At 53.1% G+C, this 16,860-nt stretch carries 15 protein-coding genes; 4 read left to right on the top strand and 11 right to left on the bottom strand.

The annotated features are described in order from the left end of the window. Nucleotides 1–13 precede the first annotated feature (13 nt). The 7 genes from nuoF to lrhA form a co-directional block, all read right to left on the bottom strand. Entirely contained in the window at nt 14–1,351 is a 1,338-nt protein-coding gene (nuoF, locus tag NA197_RS19060; protein WP_001581300.1) for an NADH-quinone oxidoreductase subunit NuoF, read from the bottom strand. Then, complete coding sequence (gene nuoE / locus NA197_RS19055) at nt 1,348–1,848, bottom strand: NADH-quinone oxidoreductase subunit NuoE (protein ID WP_000545038.1); 501 nt, start codon at nt 1,846–1,848, stop codon at nt 1,348–1,350. Before nuoE ends, nuoF begins: the two co-directional genes overlap by 4 nt. A gap of 2 nt (nt 1,849–1,850) precedes the next feature. Continuing rightward, on the bottom strand, nt 1,851–3,653 hold the full coding sequence (gene nuoC, locus NA197_RS19050) for an NADH-quinone oxidoreductase subunit C/D (protein ID WP_000247855.1): 1,803 nt from the start codon (nt 3,651–3,653) through the stop codon (nt 1,851–1,853). 86 nt (nt 3,654–3,739) lie between these two features. Beyond that, the gene (gene nuoB, locus NA197_RS19045; RefSeq protein ID WP_000386728.1) at nt 3,740–4,402 is read right to left on the bottom strand and encodes an NADH-quinone oxidoreductase subunit NuoB; all 663 of its coding nucleotides are present in this window, start codon (nt 4,400–4,402) and stop codon (nt 3,740–3,742) included. Between the two features lie 15 nt (nt 4,403–4,417). After that, entirely contained in the window at nt 4,418–4,861 is a 444-nt protein-coding gene (gene nuoA / locus NA197_RS19040; RefSeq protein ID WP_000062993.1) for an NADH-quinone oxidoreductase subunit NuoA, read from the bottom strand. Nucleotides 4,862–5,255: 394 nt separating this feature from the next. Next, the gene (locus NA197_RS19035; protein ID WP_001522276.1) at nt 5,256–5,408 is read right to left on the bottom strand and encodes an STM2329 family putative cytoplasmic protein; all 153 of its coding nucleotides are present in this window, start codon (nt 5,406–5,408) and stop codon (nt 5,256–5,258) included. Nucleotides 5,409–5,487: 79 nt separating this feature from the next. Next, the gene (gene lrhA, locus NA197_RS19030; protein ID WP_000606291.1) at nt 5,488–6,426 is read right to left on the bottom strand and encodes a transcriptional regulator LrhA; all 939 of its coding nucleotides are present in this window, start codon (nt 6,424–6,426) and stop codon (nt 5,488–5,490) included. Nucleotides 6,427–7,357: 931 nt separating this feature from the next. On the opposite strand from lrhA, the gene alaA reads away from it, so the two are divergent. Both alaA and yfbR read left to right on the top strand, forming a co-directional pair. Beyond that, nucleotides 7,358–8,572, top strand: coding sequence for an alanine transaminase AlaA (alaA, locus tag NA197_RS19025; protein ID WP_000074540.1), 1,215 nt, complete (start codon nt 7,358–7,360; stop codon nt 8,570–8,572). A 93-nt stretch (nt 8,573–8,665) separates the two neighbouring features. After that, the gene (gene yfbR / locus NA197_RS19020; protein ID WP_000813882.1) at nt 8,666–9,265 is read left to right on the top strand and encodes a 5'-deoxynucleotidase; all 600 of its coding nucleotides are present in this window, start codon (nt 8,666–8,668) and stop codon (nt 9,263–9,265) included. Between the two features lie 91 nt (nt 9,266–9,356). On the opposite strand, the gene NA197_RS19015 is transcribed toward yfbR, so the two are convergent. The 4 genes from NA197_RS19015 to yfbV form a co-directional block, all read right to left on the bottom strand. Beyond that, on the bottom strand, nt 9,357–11,183 hold the full coding sequence (locus NA197_RS19015) for an SLC13 family permease (protein WP_023239982.1): 1,827 nt from the start codon (nt 11,181–11,183) through the stop codon (nt 9,357–9,359). 76 nt (nt 11,184–11,259) lie between these two features. Then, nucleotides 11,260–11,937, bottom strand: coding sequence for a sugar phosphatase (locus NA197_RS19010; protein WP_001555201.1), 678 nt, complete (start codon nt 11,935–11,937; stop codon nt 11,260–11,262). Then, nucleotides 11,930–12,424: a YfbU family protein gene (locus NA197_RS19005; protein WP_000426135.1), complete on the bottom strand. Its 495-nt coding sequence runs from the start codon at nt 12,422–12,424 to the stop codon at nt 11,930–11,932. Before NA197_RS19005 ends, NA197_RS19010 begins: the two co-directional genes overlap by 8 nt. An 82-nt stretch (nt 12,425–12,506) precedes the next feature. Continuing rightward, the gene (gene yfbV / locus NA197_RS19000) at nt 12,507–12,962 is read right to left on the bottom strand and encodes a terminus macrodomain insulation protein YfbV (protein ID WP_000106617.1); all 456 of its coding nucleotides are present in this window, start codon (nt 12,960–12,962) and stop codon (nt 12,507–12,509) included. A gap of 339 nt (nt 12,963–13,301) precedes the next feature. Between yfbV and ackA the strand changes: the two genes are divergently transcribed. Further along, on the top strand, nt 13,302–14,504 hold the full coding sequence (ackA, locus tag NA197_RS18995; RefSeq protein WP_000095689.1) for an acetate kinase: 1,203 nt from the start codon (nt 13,302–13,304) through the stop codon (nt 14,502–14,504). 76 nt (nt 14,505–14,580) lie between these two features. Beyond that, entirely contained in the window at nt 14,581–16,725 is a 2,145-nt protein-coding gene (pta, locus tag NA197_RS18990) for a phosphate acetyltransferase (RefSeq protein WP_000086692.1), read from the top strand. Nucleotides 16,726–16,860 lie beyond the last annotated feature (135 nt).

Raw genomic sequence — 16,860 nt, 5'->3', positions numbered from 1 at the left:
AAAAATCGTTAACTCACCAGCGCTCTTTGAGCAGGTTCGGCTGAATACCATTGATTAAATGGGTATTGCTGAACGGCTGCTTGATGCCAGCTTCGAATTCTTCGCGGAAATACTTAATTGCGCTTTGCAGTGGCTCAACCGCGCCCGGCGCATGCGCGCAGAAGGTTTTACCCGGTCCGAGGAAACGACACAGTTGCTCAAGTGTCTCGATATCCCCCGGCTGGCCTTCGCCACGCTCCAGCGCGCGCAGAATTTTCACGCTCCACGGCAGCCCGTCGCGGCATGGCGTACACCAGCCGCAGGATTCGCGGGCAAAGAACTCTTCCAGGTTACGCACCAGCGACACCATGCCGATTTCGTGGTCTACCGCCATCGCCAGCGCGGTGCCCAGACGGCTGCCTGCTTTACCGATGCTTTCGAACTCCATCGGCAGGTCAAGATGCGCCTCGGTCAGGAAGTCGGTTCCCGCCCCGCCCGGCTGCCAGGCTTTGAATTTCAGGCCATCGCGCATACCGCCGGCGTAGTCTTCAAGGATCTCGCGCGCGGTGGTGCCGAACGGTAATTCCCACAGGCCCGGATTCTTCACGCGGCCTGAGAAGCCCATCAGCTTGGTACCCGCATCTTTGCTTTTCGAAATGTTCTGGTACCACTCCACGCCGTTGGCGAGGATTGCCGGGACGTTGCACAACGTTTCGACGTTATTCACACAGGTCGGTTTGCCCCATACGCCGGAGGTCGCCGGGAAGGGCGGCTTGGAGCGCGGGTTCGCGCGGCGGCCTTCGAGGGAGTTAATCAGCGCCGTTTCTTCACCACAGATGTAACGCCCTGCCCCGGTGTGGACAAACAGTTCGAAGTCGAACCCGGTGCCCATGATATTTTTGCCAAGCAGCCCGGCCTCGGTTGCTTCCGCAATCGCGCGACGCAGGTGCTGCGCTGCTTCGATATATTCTCCACGCAGGAAGATGTAGCCGCGGTACGCTTTCAGCGCAAACGCGGAGATCAGCATGCCTTCCACCAGCAGGTGCGGCAGTTGTTCCATCAGCAGACGGTCTTTATAGGTGCCCGGTTCCATTTCATCGGCGTTACACAGCAGGTAACGGATGTTCATGGATTCATCTTTCGGCATCAGGCTCCACTTCAGACCGGTGGAAAAGCCCGCGCCGCCGCGCCCTTTCAGACCGGCGTCTTTTACCTGGCTGACGATTTCATCCGGAGACAGGCCGGTCAGCGCCTTACGCGCGCCTTCGTAGCCGTTTTTGCTACGATATTCATCCAGCCAGACCGGCTGTTTGTCATCGCGCAGACGCCAAGTCAGCGGATGGGTTTCGGGAGTACGGATAACGTTTTTCATTTATACCGCTCCAGTAGTTCAGGAATGGCTTCCGGGGTCAGATGGCTGTGAGTATCCTCATCAATCATCATGTTCGGCCCTTTATCGCAATTCCCCAGGCAGCAGGTCGGCAGCAGCGTAAAGCGACCGTCAAAGGTCGTCTGCCCCGGTTTGATGTTGAGATTTTTTTCCAGCGCGGCCTGAATCCCCTGATAGCCGGTGATATGGCACACCACGCTGTCGCAGTAGCGAATCACGTGGCGACCGACCGGCTGACGGAAGATCTGGCTGTAGAATGTGGCGACGCCTTCGACGTCGCTCGCCGGAATACCCAGCACATCGGCAATAGCGTAGATCGCGCCGTCCGGCACCCAGCCACGCTGCTTCTGAACGATTTTCAGCGCTTCAATGGACGCCGCACGCGGGTCTTCGTAGTGGTGCTTCTCGTGCTCTATCGCTTCACGCTCTGCCGCACTCAGCTCAAAAGCCTCGGTTTGTGGTTGTTGATTCTCGTGCATAATTAGCGGTCCACATCTGACATAACAAAATCGATACTACCCAGATAGACAATCAGGTCGGAGACCAGGCTACCGCGGATCGCCGAGGGAATCTGCTGCAGGTGCGCAAAGCTCGGCGTGCGCACGCGGGTACGGTAGCTCATAGTGCTGCCGTCGCTGGTCAGGTAGTAACTGTTAATCCCCTTCGTCGCTTCCACCATCTGGAAGGACTCCTGCGCCGGCATCACCGGGCCCCAGGAAACCTGCAGGAAGTGGGTGATCAGGGTTTCGATATGTTGCAGCGTGCGCTCTTTCGGCGGCGGCGTGGTCAGCGGGTGATCCGCTTTGAACGGGCCTTCCGGCATGTTATCGAGGCACTGCTGAAGAATGCGCAGACTCTGGCGCAGCTCTTCCACTTTCAGCATCACGCGGGTATAGCAGTCGGAAACGCCGCCGCCCACCGGCACTTCAAAGTCAAAGTTTTCGTAGCCAGAGTATGGACGCCATTTACGCACGTCGAAGTCGATCCCGGTCGCGCGCAGCCCTGCGCCGGTGGTGCCCCACTCCAGCGCCTCTTTCGCGCCGTAAGCGGCAACGCCCTGCGAACGCCCTTTCAGAATAGTGTTACGCAGCGCGGCTTTCTCGTAAGAATCCAGACGCTTCGGCATCCACTCAAGGAACTCTCGCAGCAGGCGATCCCAACCGCGCGGCAAGTCGTGCGCGACGCCGCCGATACGGAACCAGGCCGGGTGCATACGGAAACCGGTAATGGCTTCCACCAGGTCATAAATTTTCTGCCGGTCGGTAAAGGCAAAGAAGACCGGCGTCATCGCGCCGACGTCCTGAATAAAGGTCGAGATGTACAGCAGATGACTGTTAATGCGGAACAGTTCGGAGAGCATCACGCGGATGACGTTCACACGATCCGGGACGGTGATCCCTGCCAACTTTTCTACCGCCAGCACGTACGGCATTTCATTGACGCAACCACCGAGGTATTCGATACGGTCGGTATAGGGAATGTAGCTATGCCAGGACTGGCGCTCGCCCATTTTTTCGGCGCCGCGGTGGTGATAGCCGATATCCGGCACGCAGTCGACGATTTCTTCACCGTCAAGTTGCAGGATAATACGAAACGCACCGTGCGCAGACGGGTGGTTCGGGCCGAGGTTGAGGAACATAAAGTCCTCGTTGTCAGTCCCGCGCTTCATCCCCCAGTCTTCCGGCTTAAAGGTCAGCGCTTCCATTTCCAGATCCTGCTTGGCTTTGGTCAGCTCAAACGGGTCGAATTCGGTCGCGCGCGCCGGATAATCTTTACGCAGCGGATGGCCTTCCCAGGTTTGCGGCATCATGATGCGCGTCAGGTGCGGGTGGCCTTCGATATCAATACCAAACATCTCCCAGGTCTCACGCTCGTACCAGTTGGCGTTAGGGAAAAGTTTAGTGAAGGTCGGCACGCGCAGGTCGTTTTCAGACAACGCCACCTTGAGCATGATATCGCGATTACGCTCAATGGAAATCAGGTGGTAGAAAACGGAAAAATCCGCGGCGGGTAACCCGTCACGGTGCGTACGCAGGCGTTCATCCATGCCGTGTAAGTCAAACAGCATGACGTAAGGTTTCGGCAGTTTCTTTAAGAAATCGCCAACCTCCAGTAGTTGTTCACGCTTGACCCAAACAACGGGGATACCGGTGCGGGTCGCCTGAACGGTAAAGGCATCCGGCCCAAAACGGTTGCGCAGTTCGCCGATAACCGGATCATCAAGATGATCGCGGGTACTCCATGCAGCGTCTTGCGCGGTTAAGTCGGTCATATTGTTCACCATTGCAAATGGTCCGTGGTGGTCGGCAGTGCTTCGCGCTATTAAAATAGTGGTTAGCGAAGTGAAGTGCTGCTGCCGACAGGCGCAAATTAAATCTCGTCCGGGGTACGCAGGTTCGTGACGGCAATACGCTCGCCGCGTTTACGTTCGCGTTCTGGCTGCATATTGGCGCGATACACGCCCTGATCGCCCACCACCCATGAGAGCGGACGGCGCTCTTTGCCAATCGATTCTTGCAGCAGCATCAACGCCTGCATATACGCTTCCGGACGCGGCGGACAGCCAGGGATATACACATCCACCGGGATAAACTTATCAACGCCCTGCACTACCGAATAAATATCGTACATGCCGCCGGAGTTGGCGCAGGCGCCCATAGAAATGACCCATTTTGGCTCCAGCATTTGGTCATACAGACGCTGAATAACCGGGGCCATTTTGGTAAAGCAGGTACCGGCCACCACCATCAGGTCAGCCTGACGTGGCGACGCACGCAGCACTTCCGCGCCGAAACGAGCAACGTCATGCACTGCGGTAAAAGAGGTCACCATCTCTACATAGCAGCAAGAAAGGCCGAAGTTGTAGGGCCAAATTGAGTTTTTACGGCCCCAGTTAACCATGTCATGCAGTTTGCCCATGAACACGTTTTTGTTAACTTCCTGCTCCAGGGGGTCGGTTACGATCTCCTGTTTTTGCAGGGGGTAACGGTCATTCTCACCGTTAGGATCTATGCGGGTGAGCGTATAATCCATCTTAATGCCTCGCGGTTAGCGTTGACGATTAGCGATACTGTTCGTTTCCGGGTTCATACGCTCGCGGCGTGAACGCGCGGGCGTCCAGTCCAACGCGCCAATACGCGCCAGATAAACCAGACCAGCCAGTAACACAAAAATAAAAATTGCAGCTTCCACAAAGCCAACCCAGCCGCTTTCGCGGATAGAAGTTGACCATGCGAACAGATACAGCGCTTCAACGTCGAAGATAACGAAGAACATGGCTACCAGGTAAAACTTGGCAGACAGGCGTAAGCGGGCGGTGCCGACCGAGTCGATACCTGATTCAAACGGAACGTTCTTGTGCCTCGCGCGTGCGCGACCGCCCAAAAACCAACCGCCTACCAGCATCAGGCAGCACAGGCCAATGGCAACGATAAGAAAGATAGCGAATGCCCAGTGATGAGCGATGACTTCAGTGGATGTTGACATACTCATTGCTTACTCATCAAAAGTAGCGCCAGTTCCTCTGCTCTTTACGGCAGATGGACGCCACATCGATTCATGGGGAGGAATAAAAAAAACCCTACAATTACTGTAGAAAATGATAAAAACAGCTAATTGATGTGGTTTTTTACTCCTTTCTATAACCTTTTGTCAACTTTAACAAAAGTTCCTTCACATTAATTTACATCAATTCATCACCATTAACATTAAGTGCCATCCTGGAGAAAATGACTCTTCGACCAGGGGGGATTTTATGTTGTTGAATCGTGTCCGTTGTGAAGCAAAAGAAATAACACACACCTATTTTGACAGGAATTTGTGAAGATGCCTCCCCCTAAATGGGAGTATTTTCTTGATCTGTGACACGCTTTTGTTAATTCACCCCCTAAAACAGCAACAATTTCTCTAGTTTTTTAACATGCAAATTCATAAAATGGATGTTCTGGTTATTTTTTGCCCACATTGAACTGCGAATCGCTACTGGCTGATTTACCGCTACTTTTACAATTTGTGCGGTTAAGCGCGTACAGATGGGCACAAAAAAAGAGCCACTGAGCGTTTTTTCATCGCCAGCGGCTCTTTTTTACATTTACGACTTAGCGCCTTTTGCCTGCGAGCTACTCAAAACCCCCTTCCACCATCAGCGGATCATCTCCGCCCTCTGCAGAAAACTGGTTGTAATGCCATGGGTTTTGATAGCTTTCCATCGCATGGAAAATCACCATCGCCAGCTCGTTCTGGCTATTGGGATCGCGGCACAACATATATTCCGTATCCGGCAAAGGCGGTAATCCGTCTGCGGCGCCCAGCACGCGAAGGTCGGGACTCATCATTTCGACAGGTCGAGCCGTTACGCCAAGACCGGCTTTAACGGCCGCGCGTACCGCCGGTAATGTAGAGGCCACATAGGCCAGCCGCCAGGGAATACCCGCTGCATTTAGCGTCTCCAGCACCATATCGCGGAATGGGCTGGGATCGTCCAGCAGGACTAATGGTACGGGCTCTCCCCTTTGCAAAACATACTCAGCCGCACAATACCAATGGGTGGGCGAGGTCCGCAAATTCAGACAGTCCAGCGAATGAGGTTGGTTAGTCGTCACCACCAAATCTACTTCCTGCGATTTAACCATGTCCACCATATAGGCGTTGCGTTTTACCCGTACATCAAGCGCGAGTTTCGGATAAACCGAGCTGATTCGGCTAAGCAAAAAAGGCAGGATAGTATCAGCTGATTCATCAGAAGCGCCGATTGTTAACACTCCCTGAAGATTACTGAACATTAATGATGAACACGCCTCATCATTAAAACGCAGGATTTTTCTGGCGTACCCCAGAAGCTGGATACCGTGTTCGGTCAAAAGCTTGTTACGACCATGGCGGGCGAACAATTCCTTTCCCACGAGTTGCTCAAGACGCTGCATTTGCTGACTGACCGCAGACTGAGTACGACATACCGCCGCCGCCGCCGCGGCGAAGGTGTTCAGATCGGCAACGGCCACGAACGTTCTCAGCAGATCGAGATCGAGGTTAATTATCGGACGATTTGCATTTATCATAATTTTTCACTTACTGGCGGGTCATATCGGGCTGACCTGGTTAATGCTGTGCATTCAGAAACAAGCAATTCCATTTGTAATGTGCATCCTTCGCAGTACCGCCTGGTTACCCAGGTAAATGTTAGAATGTAATTGAAAATACGACCAAAACACTTCTCTTACTTACTGATATAATACCAAATGCAACTGATCGGGATATATCAAAGAGAATGTGTCATACCTTTAGGCGTCTACAGATTTCTGCTAATGATGGACGTGTAAATCTTGTAACAGCGTCAAATAGTTTACCGAGACGCACAGATACAAAAACAATATATTGAACAATAGGTTATGTATAAAATCGCGTCATGATAATTAGCAGACAACGCAGACTACGCCCCCGTTTCGGATCATTATCTTAACCTAAAACCGCTATATTTATAAGTATTATTACGAATAATCTTAACCTGGGATATGTTATACTAATCGGACCAGAAAGATATTATTACGACTTTAGTAAATGCTTTTTAAATATTAAATAATAATTAATTAAGATTTCTACCATTCATTAATTATACTTAACAATACTTTCACACCCCCCGCCGCCGGAAAGGTCTAACCTTCTCATTTTACCTTTAATACTCAGTATTTCCGAAATAGCCAGCGCGACACTAATGATGAATGCTTATCTCTCATAAAACAGATAATTTCTGACAACATAAAAAACCACATCACGCGCAATCACATAGAACAAAACACTATACATGCAACCAAAAATAGAAAATGCATCTAACCAAATGATTTTATGAAGTTTTAAACAGTACGAAAGCGCGTTAAAAATAAACAAAATCTTCTTCTGTTCACTCTTCAAAACTCACCGTCGTGGGAGTACATTGTTTCGTGCTGACTTCCACGGCAGGGAGTGGCAATAACAGCTAAAAGGTCAAGATTCATGTCCCCCATTGAAAAATCCAGCAAACTCGAAAATGTCTGTTATGACATTCGTGGCCCCGTTCTGAAAGAAGCAAAACGCCTTGAGGAAGAAGGTAATAAAGTTCTTAAACTGAATATCGGCAACCCCGCCCCCTTCGGATTCGAAGCGCCGGACGAAATTCTGGTCGATGTCATTCGTAATTTGCCGACGGCGCAAGGATATTGCGACTCGAAAGGGCTTTATTCCGCCCGTAAAGCGATTATGCAGCATTATCAGGCCCGTGGAATGCGTGATGTAACCGTGGAAGATATCTATATCGGTAACGGCGTTTCCGAACTGATCGTTCAGGCGATGCAGGCGTTGCTTAACAGTGGCGATGAAATGCTGGTTCCCGCGCCCGATTATCCGTTATGGACAGCGGCGGTATCGCTCTCCAGCGGCAAGGCGGTACATTATCTTTGCGATGAATCTTCCGACTGGTTCCCGGACCTTGACGATATCCGCGCCAAAATCACCCCACGTACGCGTGGTATTGTCATTATTAATCCAAACAACCCTACTGGCGCCGTCTATTCTAAAGAATTGTTGATGGAAATTGTCAACATTGCGCGCGAGCATAATCTCATCATCTTCGCCGATGAAATTTATGACAAGATTCTCTATGACGATGCCGAGCATCACTCTATCGCCGCACTGGCGCCTGATCTGCTGACCATCACCTTTAATGGTTTGTCTAAAACCTATCGCGTCGCCGGCTTCCGCCAGGGCTGGATGGTGCTAAACGGGCCGAAAAAACATGCGAAGGGCTATATTGAAGGGCTGGAGATGTTAGCCTCAATGCGCCTGTGCGCCAACGTCCCGGCGCAACATGCTATTCAGACCGCGCTCGGCGGCTATCAAAGCATTAGCGAATTTATTCTGCCGGGCGGTCGACTGTATGAACAGCGTAACCGAGCCTGGGAGTTGATTAACGATATTCCCGGCGTTTCCTGCGTAAAACCGCGCGGCGCGTTGTACATGTTCCCCAGGATCGACGCTAAACGTTTTAATATTCACGACGACCAGAAGATGGTGCTGGACTTCCTGCTACAGGAAAAGGTGCTGCTGGTGCAAGGTACCGCCTTTAACTGGCCGTGGCCGGATCACTTCCGCATTGTGACGCTACCGCGTGAAGATGACCTGGAGATGGCCATCAACCGTTTTGGGCGTTTCCTCTCAGGTTACCATCAATAATCTTAAATTCAGGCTACTTCGGTAGCCTGAATTGCATCTTCATCTCCCTCCCCGCACAATGAAGTCTGCCGCAGTGAAAACAAAAGGTAATCTATGAAGCAGAGCCATTTTTTCGCCCATCTCTCCCGCATGAAGTTGATTAACCGCTGGCCGCTGATGCGTAACGTGCGTACGGAAAACGTCTCCGAACATAGTCTGCAGGTGGCGATGGTCGCCCATGCGTTAGCGGCGATAAAAAACCGTAAATTTGGCGGCCAGCTCAATGCTGAACGCATCGCGCTTCTGGCGATGTATCATGATGCCTCGGAAGTACTGACCGGCGATCTGCCAACGCCGGTAAAATATTTTAATTCCCAGATAGCCCAGGAATATAAAGCGATCGAAAAAATCGCCCAGCAAAAGCTGGTTGATATGGCGCCGGATGAATTACGCGATATTTTCGCACCGCTTATTGATGAGAATGCCTGGAGCGAAGAAGAACAGGCAATCGTAAAACAGGCCGATGCGCTTTGCGCCTACCTGAAATGCCTGGAGGAGCTCTCAGCGGGAAACAATGAGTTTGGACTGGCAAAAACGCGGCTGGAAAAAACGCTGGAATTACGTCGCAGCCAGGAGATGGACTATTTTATGGCGGTGTTCGTACCAAGTTTCCATCTCTCTCTGGATGAAATTAGCCAGGATTCACCGCTTTAGTTGCCGGATGGCGGCTAACGCCTTATCCGGCCTACCGTTCTTCCCGTAGGCCTGATAAGCGTAGCGCCATCAGGCCTTTTCCTGTCTGGGGTTAAAACGGAAACAACATCGGAATCATCACAATACAAACCGCCATCACAATAAGCGTGAACGGCACGCCAAGCTTCACAAAATCGCTAAAGCTATAGTTTCCCGGCCCCAGAACCAGAGTATTGACCGGCGATGAAACCGGCGTCATAAAGGCGGCGGATGCCGCCATCGCCACCGCCATCGCAAACGGATAGGGCGACACCCCCATCGATTTCGCCGCCGCCAGCGCAATCGGCGCCATCAGCACCGCCGTTGCCGTGTTAGAAATGAACAGTCCTATGACGGCACACAGCACGAACAGGCATCCCAGCATCATATATGGCCCATAGCCGCCGCCGATATTCATTAACCCTTGCACGACCAGAGAGACGCCGCCGGTTTTTTGCAACGCCTGCGCAAACGGCATCATACCCACAATCAAGATAATGCTCGGCCAGTGGATCGCTTTATACGCGCTTTCAGCATCAATACAGCGAAATTTACCCATCAGCAGGCAGGCGATAATCGCCGCGATCGGGTTGGGAATTTCATCGGTCAACATCAGCGCCACCATCAGTACCAGGCAGAAAATGGCGTGCGGCGCCTGGCTGTGCGCAGGAGAGGCTTCGCTGACCTCGACCGGCATATTCAGCACCACAAAGTCGCGGCCTTTTTGCCCCAGCAGGCTGATTAACTTCCAGTTCCCCACAACCAGAATGATATCGCCCATCAATAACGGTTCATCGGCCAGCGATCCTTCCAGCGCGACGCCGTCGCGTTTCAGGCCGACCACATTCAGCCCGTAACGTGTACGGAAGGCGATTTCACGCACCGACTTGCCTATCAGTTCAGACTCCGGAATAAGCGAAATTTCCGCCATGCCAACATCCAACGCCTGATCGGAAAAATATTCTCCACGCAATACCATCGGTTCCAGCAGTTGCTCGGCGCAGAACTCTCTGAGGTCAACCTCCGCCGCCGACATATCAATCAGCAGAACGTCGCGAGCGCGAAACTCCGATACGCCGTTCACATTGACGATAACCCGCCGAAAGCGCCGCCAGCGTTCAACGCCGATGACATTGGCGCCGTAACGTTCGCGCAGTTTAAGGTCGTCCAGCCGCTGTCCCACCATTGGCGAACCGGGGCGAATCGCCAGACGGCGAGCGCGCCCCGTCAGACGGTACTCGCGGATAAGATCGCGGAAAGTGCGCCGCTTACCGGCCTGTTGTCCGGGCGCATCTCCTTTTAGCATGAAGCGCATCACCAGCATATAAACAATGCCGAGCGCCAACACCACTACCCCCAGCGGCGTCACGCTAAAAAAGTTGAACCCGTGCAGGCCTTCACGCAGCAGTTCACTGTTAACCACCAGGTTCGGCGGCGTCGCCACCAGCGTCATCATTCCGCTGATAAGCCCGGCAAAACTCAGCGGCATCATCAGGCGCGAAGGCGAGGTCTGCATATGCATAGAAACGCTAAGAACAACGGGGATAAAGATCGCCACCACGCCGGTTGAACTCATGAAAGCGCCAAGTCCGGCGACGGTGATCATCAGTAAAACCAGCATTTTGATTTCACTGCTGCCCGCCATTTTAACCAGCCAGGTACCGACCACCGTCGCAACGCCGGTGCGCACGAGGCCGTCGCCAATAATAAATAAGGCGGCGATAAGAATAACATTCGGATCGCTAAAGCCGGAGAAGGCTTCCGAAAGGGTCAAGGTACCGCTAAGGACAAAAGCAACAATGACGAATAAAGCCACCGCATCCATACGTACTTTGCCCGTCGCAAACAACACGACGGCAATCGCCAGTAAAGAGAGAACCCAAATCAATTCACCGTTCACAACATATCCTTGTCAGATGAGAAGATAACGCGATTCTGCCATAAATATGCCCCGCCAAAGCGGGGCGATATCATGATCAGGTCTTTCTTAACACCACCACATCGCCGTTTGGTTGTTTAGCGACCGATAATTGCGTCAGGCTATCCAACGCAAAATCAACATCCGCCAGACGCGGCGTGTCGGCCGGCGCATTGACCGCAATGACGTGGCAGCCCGCAGCCAGTCCGGACAGCACGCCAGCCGGGGCATCTTCTACTACGACGCACTCCTGAGGGGCCAGGCCAAGCAGTTGTGCGCCCAGCAAATACGCATCCGGCTCCGGTTTGCCGCGTTTGACTCGTTCGGCGGTGACAAACACCTCTGGCGCTGGAAGGCCCGCGACCTGATGGCGCGCACGCGCGACCGGCATTGAACCGGAGGTGACGATAGCCCACGGAATGCCCGCTTTATTCAGGTGATTGAGTAAATCGACTGCCCCCGGCAACGCGGTGATCCCTGCGGTTTCAGTGGCTTCTATTTGCTCCAGGCGCGTAAACTCAGCGGCAATTTCCGCCTCCGATTTACCCGCCATAAAATGCCGCAACGAGGTGATCGCCTGTTTGCCATGAATAAAGCCCAGCACCTCATCATGAGCAAGGTTAAAACGATCGGCCCAGCTACACCACGCGCGTTCGACGGCAGGTAATGAGTCAACCAACGTTCCATCCAGATCAAACAGAAAACCTTTACACTGCACGCGAGCCTCCTCAGGCATTAATGATTTGATTGATTTCATTCGCGCTCAGGTGGTACTGACGCGGGCAGGCATGCCAGACATTCAACATCCGCTGGTATTTTTCCCACATCGGCGTCTGGGCATTAAAGCCGTGTGTCCCGGCGTCAAAGTGAGTGTAGCGTCCTTCTATATTCACCATAAAACGGACATAGCCGAGGTAACGCGCTTCCGTCGCGGCGTCAAACCCCAGGAAGGTGACGCGACGTTCGTCGATGGCTTGCGTATCTTTGAGGTTGGTCCAGGAGACGTGCAGCGCATGGTACATCTCCATAATATCGATGATGGTACGACAGGTCTCTTCCGTCAGCTCGCCAAACTCGCGATCCAGCTCGCGCATCTGCAGGCCGTAGCCGCGTTCAATAATTGTTTGTAAGCGACGGTAACGCTCGGCGTTGGTGGGATCGAGCATCGTCATCATTTTGTACTGGTTAGACAAAATCAGACGTTGCGCGTTGGTCATTTCCATTTTGAACTCCTGTATCACGCTATAGCGATGAAAAAAAGAAGGCATTGGTATGCCTTCTTTTATATGCGTAATCCGGGGTCAATTACAAATCATCCAGGAAAGTTTTATCCAGTTGTTTGAAGGCGCGCTTAAGCGTGTCAGCTAATGCCTGGTAATCCGGCTTTCCTTCTACCGGCGCCAGCGCTTGTCCAGCCTCCTGCAATTTACCGCGAACTTCGTAAAACCAGTTAAGGATTGAAGGCGGCAATGGCGTCACAGAACGTTTCCCTAACCACCATAATCCCTGCATAGGCAAGCTCAGGGCGAACAGGGCGGTCGCCACGGCCGGACCTAACTGACCGCCCAGCGCTATCTGCCAGCATAATGTAAAGACGGCGACAGGCGGCATAAATCGTATGGCATAGCGCGTCATACGAATGACGCGGTTTTCGACGAAAACGGGCGCCAGCCGCTTTTCCATCGGCCACGTCTTCGCGTAGTGCTGCCCCCGGCGAAATAAGCTAAAAAAATTTACGGAGCGATTATCCGGTGTCGACATGGCCTACCTCAACTTCACATATAAAATTTAAAAAATTTGTGCAAAACAACAACTGCGAGGGACAACGTTCAAAACATTTTGTCTTCGATACCCACTATCAGGTATCCTGTGTCGGCCTGTCAAAGGCCGGTAGTTTAAAATCATTGAGTCGTCAATATTACACATAGTATGCCATTGGCTGAAAAATACGCAAAATGGCATAGACTCAAAGGTATTTCTTCCATCATGCCCAAAAAAACTCCTGCGCATGATGTTAATCATAAATGTCAGGGCTATCATGCGCTACGCTCTATGGCTCACTGACGTTTTTTTAGCCACGTATCATAAATAGGTACTTCCATGTCGAGTAAGTTAGTACTGGTTCTGAACTGCGGTAGTTCTTCACTGAAATTTGCAATTATTGATGCAGTTAATGGTGATGAATACCTTTCTGGTTTAGCCGAATGTTTCCATCTGCCAGAAGCACGCATCAAATGGAAAATGGACGGCAGTAAACAAGAAGCGGCTTTAGGTGCAGGCGCCGCTCACAGTGAAGCGCTGAACTTTATCGTTAACACTATTCTGGCACAAAAACCAGAACTGTCTGCGCAGTTAACTGCAATTGGTCACCGTATCGTACACGGCGGCGAGAAGTATACCAGCTCCGTAGTCATTGATGAGTCCGTCATTCAGGGCATCAAAGATTCCGCCTCTTTCGCACCGCTGCATAACCCGGCTCACCTGATTGGTATCGCCGAAGCGCTGAAATCTTTCCCGCAGCTGAAAGATAAAAACGTTGCAGTATTCGACACCGCCTTCCATCAGACCATGCCGGAAGAATCTTACCTGTATGCCCTGCCGTACAGCCTGTATAAAGAACACGGCGTTCGTCGCTATGGCGCACACGGCACCAGCCACTTCTATGTAACTCAGGAAGCGGCAAAAATGCTGAACAAGCCGGTAGAAGAACTGAACATTATCACCTGCCACCTGGGCAACGGCGGTTCTGTTTCCGCTATCCGTAACGGTAAATGCGTGGATACCTCTATGGGTCTGACCCCGCTGGAAGGCCTGGTCATGGGTACCCGTTCCGGCGATATCGACCCTGCGATTATCTTCCACCTGCACGACACTCTGGGCATGAGCGTGGATCAGATCAACAAAATGCTGACCAAAGAGTCCGGTCTGCTGGGTCTGACTGAAGTGACCAGCGACTGCCGTTATGTTGAAGACAACTACGCCACCAAAGAAGACGCTAAACGTGCGATGGACGTTTACTGCCACCGCCTGGCGAAATACATCGGTTCTTACACCGCTCTGATGGACGGTCGTCTGGATGCAGTCGTGTTCACCGGCGGTATCGGTGAAAACGCCGCGATGGTTCGCGAGCTGTCTCTGGGCAAACTGGGCGTACTGGGCTTTGAAGTCGACCACGAACGTAACCTGGCGGCCCGCTTCGGCAAATCTGGTTTCATCAACAAAGAAGGTACCCGTCCGGCGGTGGTGATCCCAACCAACGAAGAACTGGTTATCGCGCAGGACGCGAGCCGTCTGACTGCCTGATTTCACACCGCCAGCCTCGCTGGCGGTGCTGTTTTGTAACCCGTCCCCAAAAGACGGTAACGAAAGAGGATAAACCGTGTCCCGTATTATTATGCTGATCCCTACCGGAACCAGCGTCGGCCTGACCAGCGTCAGCCTCGGCGTCATCCGTGCTATGGAACGCAAAGGCGTTCGTCTGAGCGTCTTTAAGCCTATCGCCCAGCCTCGCGCTGGCGGCGATGCGCCTGACCAGACCACCACTATCGTTCGCGCGAACTCTACCCTGCCGGCGGCTGAACCGCTGAAGATGAGCCACGTTGAATCTCTGCTCTCCAGCAACCAGAAAGACGTGCTGATGGAAGAGATCATCGCGAACTACCATGCGAATACCAAAGACGCGGAAGTGGTGCTGGTTGAAGGTCTGGTTCCGACCCGTAAACATCAGTTCGCTCAGTCTCTGAACTATGAAATCGCGAAAACGCTGAATGCGGAAATCGTTTTTGTCATGTCTCAGGGTACCGACACGCCAGAACAGCTGAACGAACGTATCGAACTGACGCGCAGCAGCTTCGGCGGCGCGAAAAACACCAACATCACCGGCGTTATCATCAACAAACTGAATGCGCCGGTTGATGAACAAGGCCGTACTCGCCCGGATCTGTCGGAGATTTTTGACGACTCTTCCAAAGCGCAGGTGATCAAAATCGATCCTGCTAAACTGCAGGAATCCAGCCCGCTGCCGGTTCTGGGCGCGGTGCCGTGGAGCTTCGACCTGATTGCGACCCGCGCTATCGATATGGCGCGTCACCTGAACGCCACCATCATTAACGAAGGCGATATCAAAACCCGCCGAGTTAAATCCGTCACTTTCTGCGCGCGTAGTATTCCGCATATGCTGGAACATTTCCGCGCAGGCTCGTTGTTAGTGACCTCCGCTGACCGTCCGGACGTACTGGTCGCAGCTTGCCTGGCCGCGATGAACGGCGTAGAAATCGGCGCCCTGCTGCTGACCGGCGGCTATGAAATGGACGCGCGCATTTCTAAACTGTGCGAACGCGCATTCGCCACCGGTCTGCCGGTCTTTATGGTGAACACCAACACCTGGCAGACTTCGCTGAGCCTGCAAAGCTTCAATCTGGAAGTCCCGGTTGATGACCATGAGCGCATCGAGAAAGTTCAGGAATACGTCGCGAACTACGTTAACGCTGAGTGGATCGAGTCGCTGACCGCCACTTCCGAGCGTAGCCGTCGTCTCTCTCCGCCGGCGTTCCGCTACCAACTCACTGAGCTGGCGCGTAAAGCCGGTAAACGCGTAGTGCTGCCGGAAGGCGATGAACCGCGTACCGTCAAAGCGGCGGCAATCTGCGCTGAACGCGGCATCGCCACTTGCGTTCTGCTGGGCAACCCGGATGAAATCAACCGCGTCGCGGCATCTCAGGGCGTTGAGCTGGGCGCAGGTATTGAAATCGTCGATCCGGAAGTGGTGCGTGAAAGCTATGTCGCTCGCCTGGTTGAGCTGCGTAAGAGCAAAGGCATGACCGAACCGGTTGCCCGCGAGCAGCTGGAAGACAACGTGGTGCTCGGCACGCTGATGCTGGAGCAAGACGAAGTCGACGGCCTGGTTTCCGGCGCGGTTCATACCACCGCCAACACCATCCGTCCGCCGCTGCAGCTTATTAAAACGGCGCCGGGTAGCTCCCTGGTCTCTTCTGTGTTCTTTATGCTACTGCCGGAGCAGGTTTACGTTTACGGCGACTGCGCAATCAACCCAGACCCGACTGCAGAGCAGCTGGCAGAAATCGCGATTCAGTCTGCGGATTCCGCCATTGCCTTCGGCATCGAACCGCGTGTGGCAATGCTCTCCTACTCCACCGGCACCTCTGGCGCGGGCAGCGACGTAGAGAAAGTACGTGAAGCGACGCGTCTGGCGCAGGAAAAACGTCCTGACCTGATGATCGACGGTCCGTTGCAGTACGACGCCGCGGTCATGGCTGACGTAGCGAAATCCAAAGCGCCGAACTCGCCGGTTGCGGGTCGCGCTACCGTGTTCATTTTCCCGGATCTGAACACCGGTAACACCACCTACAAAGCGGTACAGCGTTCTGCCGACCTGATCTCCATCGGGCCGATGCTGCAGGGTATGCGCAAGCCGGTGAACGACCTGTCCCGTGGCGCACTGGTTGACGATATCGTCTACACCATCGCCCTGACGGCGATCCAGGCTTCTCAGCAGCAGCAGTAACAGTAACAGTAAAAGCTAATGCCGGATGGCGGCGTGAACGCCTTGTCCGGCCTACAGGTGAGATACCGTTGTAGGCCGGATAAGACGCGTTAGCATCGCCATCCGGCATTCTGCTATTTACCCTGCAAAGCGGAA

This window comes from Salmonella sp. NW884, from assembly GCF_051700745.1.
Classification (GTDB): Bacteria; Pseudomonadota; Gammaproteobacteria; order Enterobacterales; family Enterobacteriaceae; genus Salmonella; species Salmonella enterica.
Note: the sequence above shows the minus strand (reverse complement) of the source record. Positions and strands in the feature narration are given on the sequence as shown.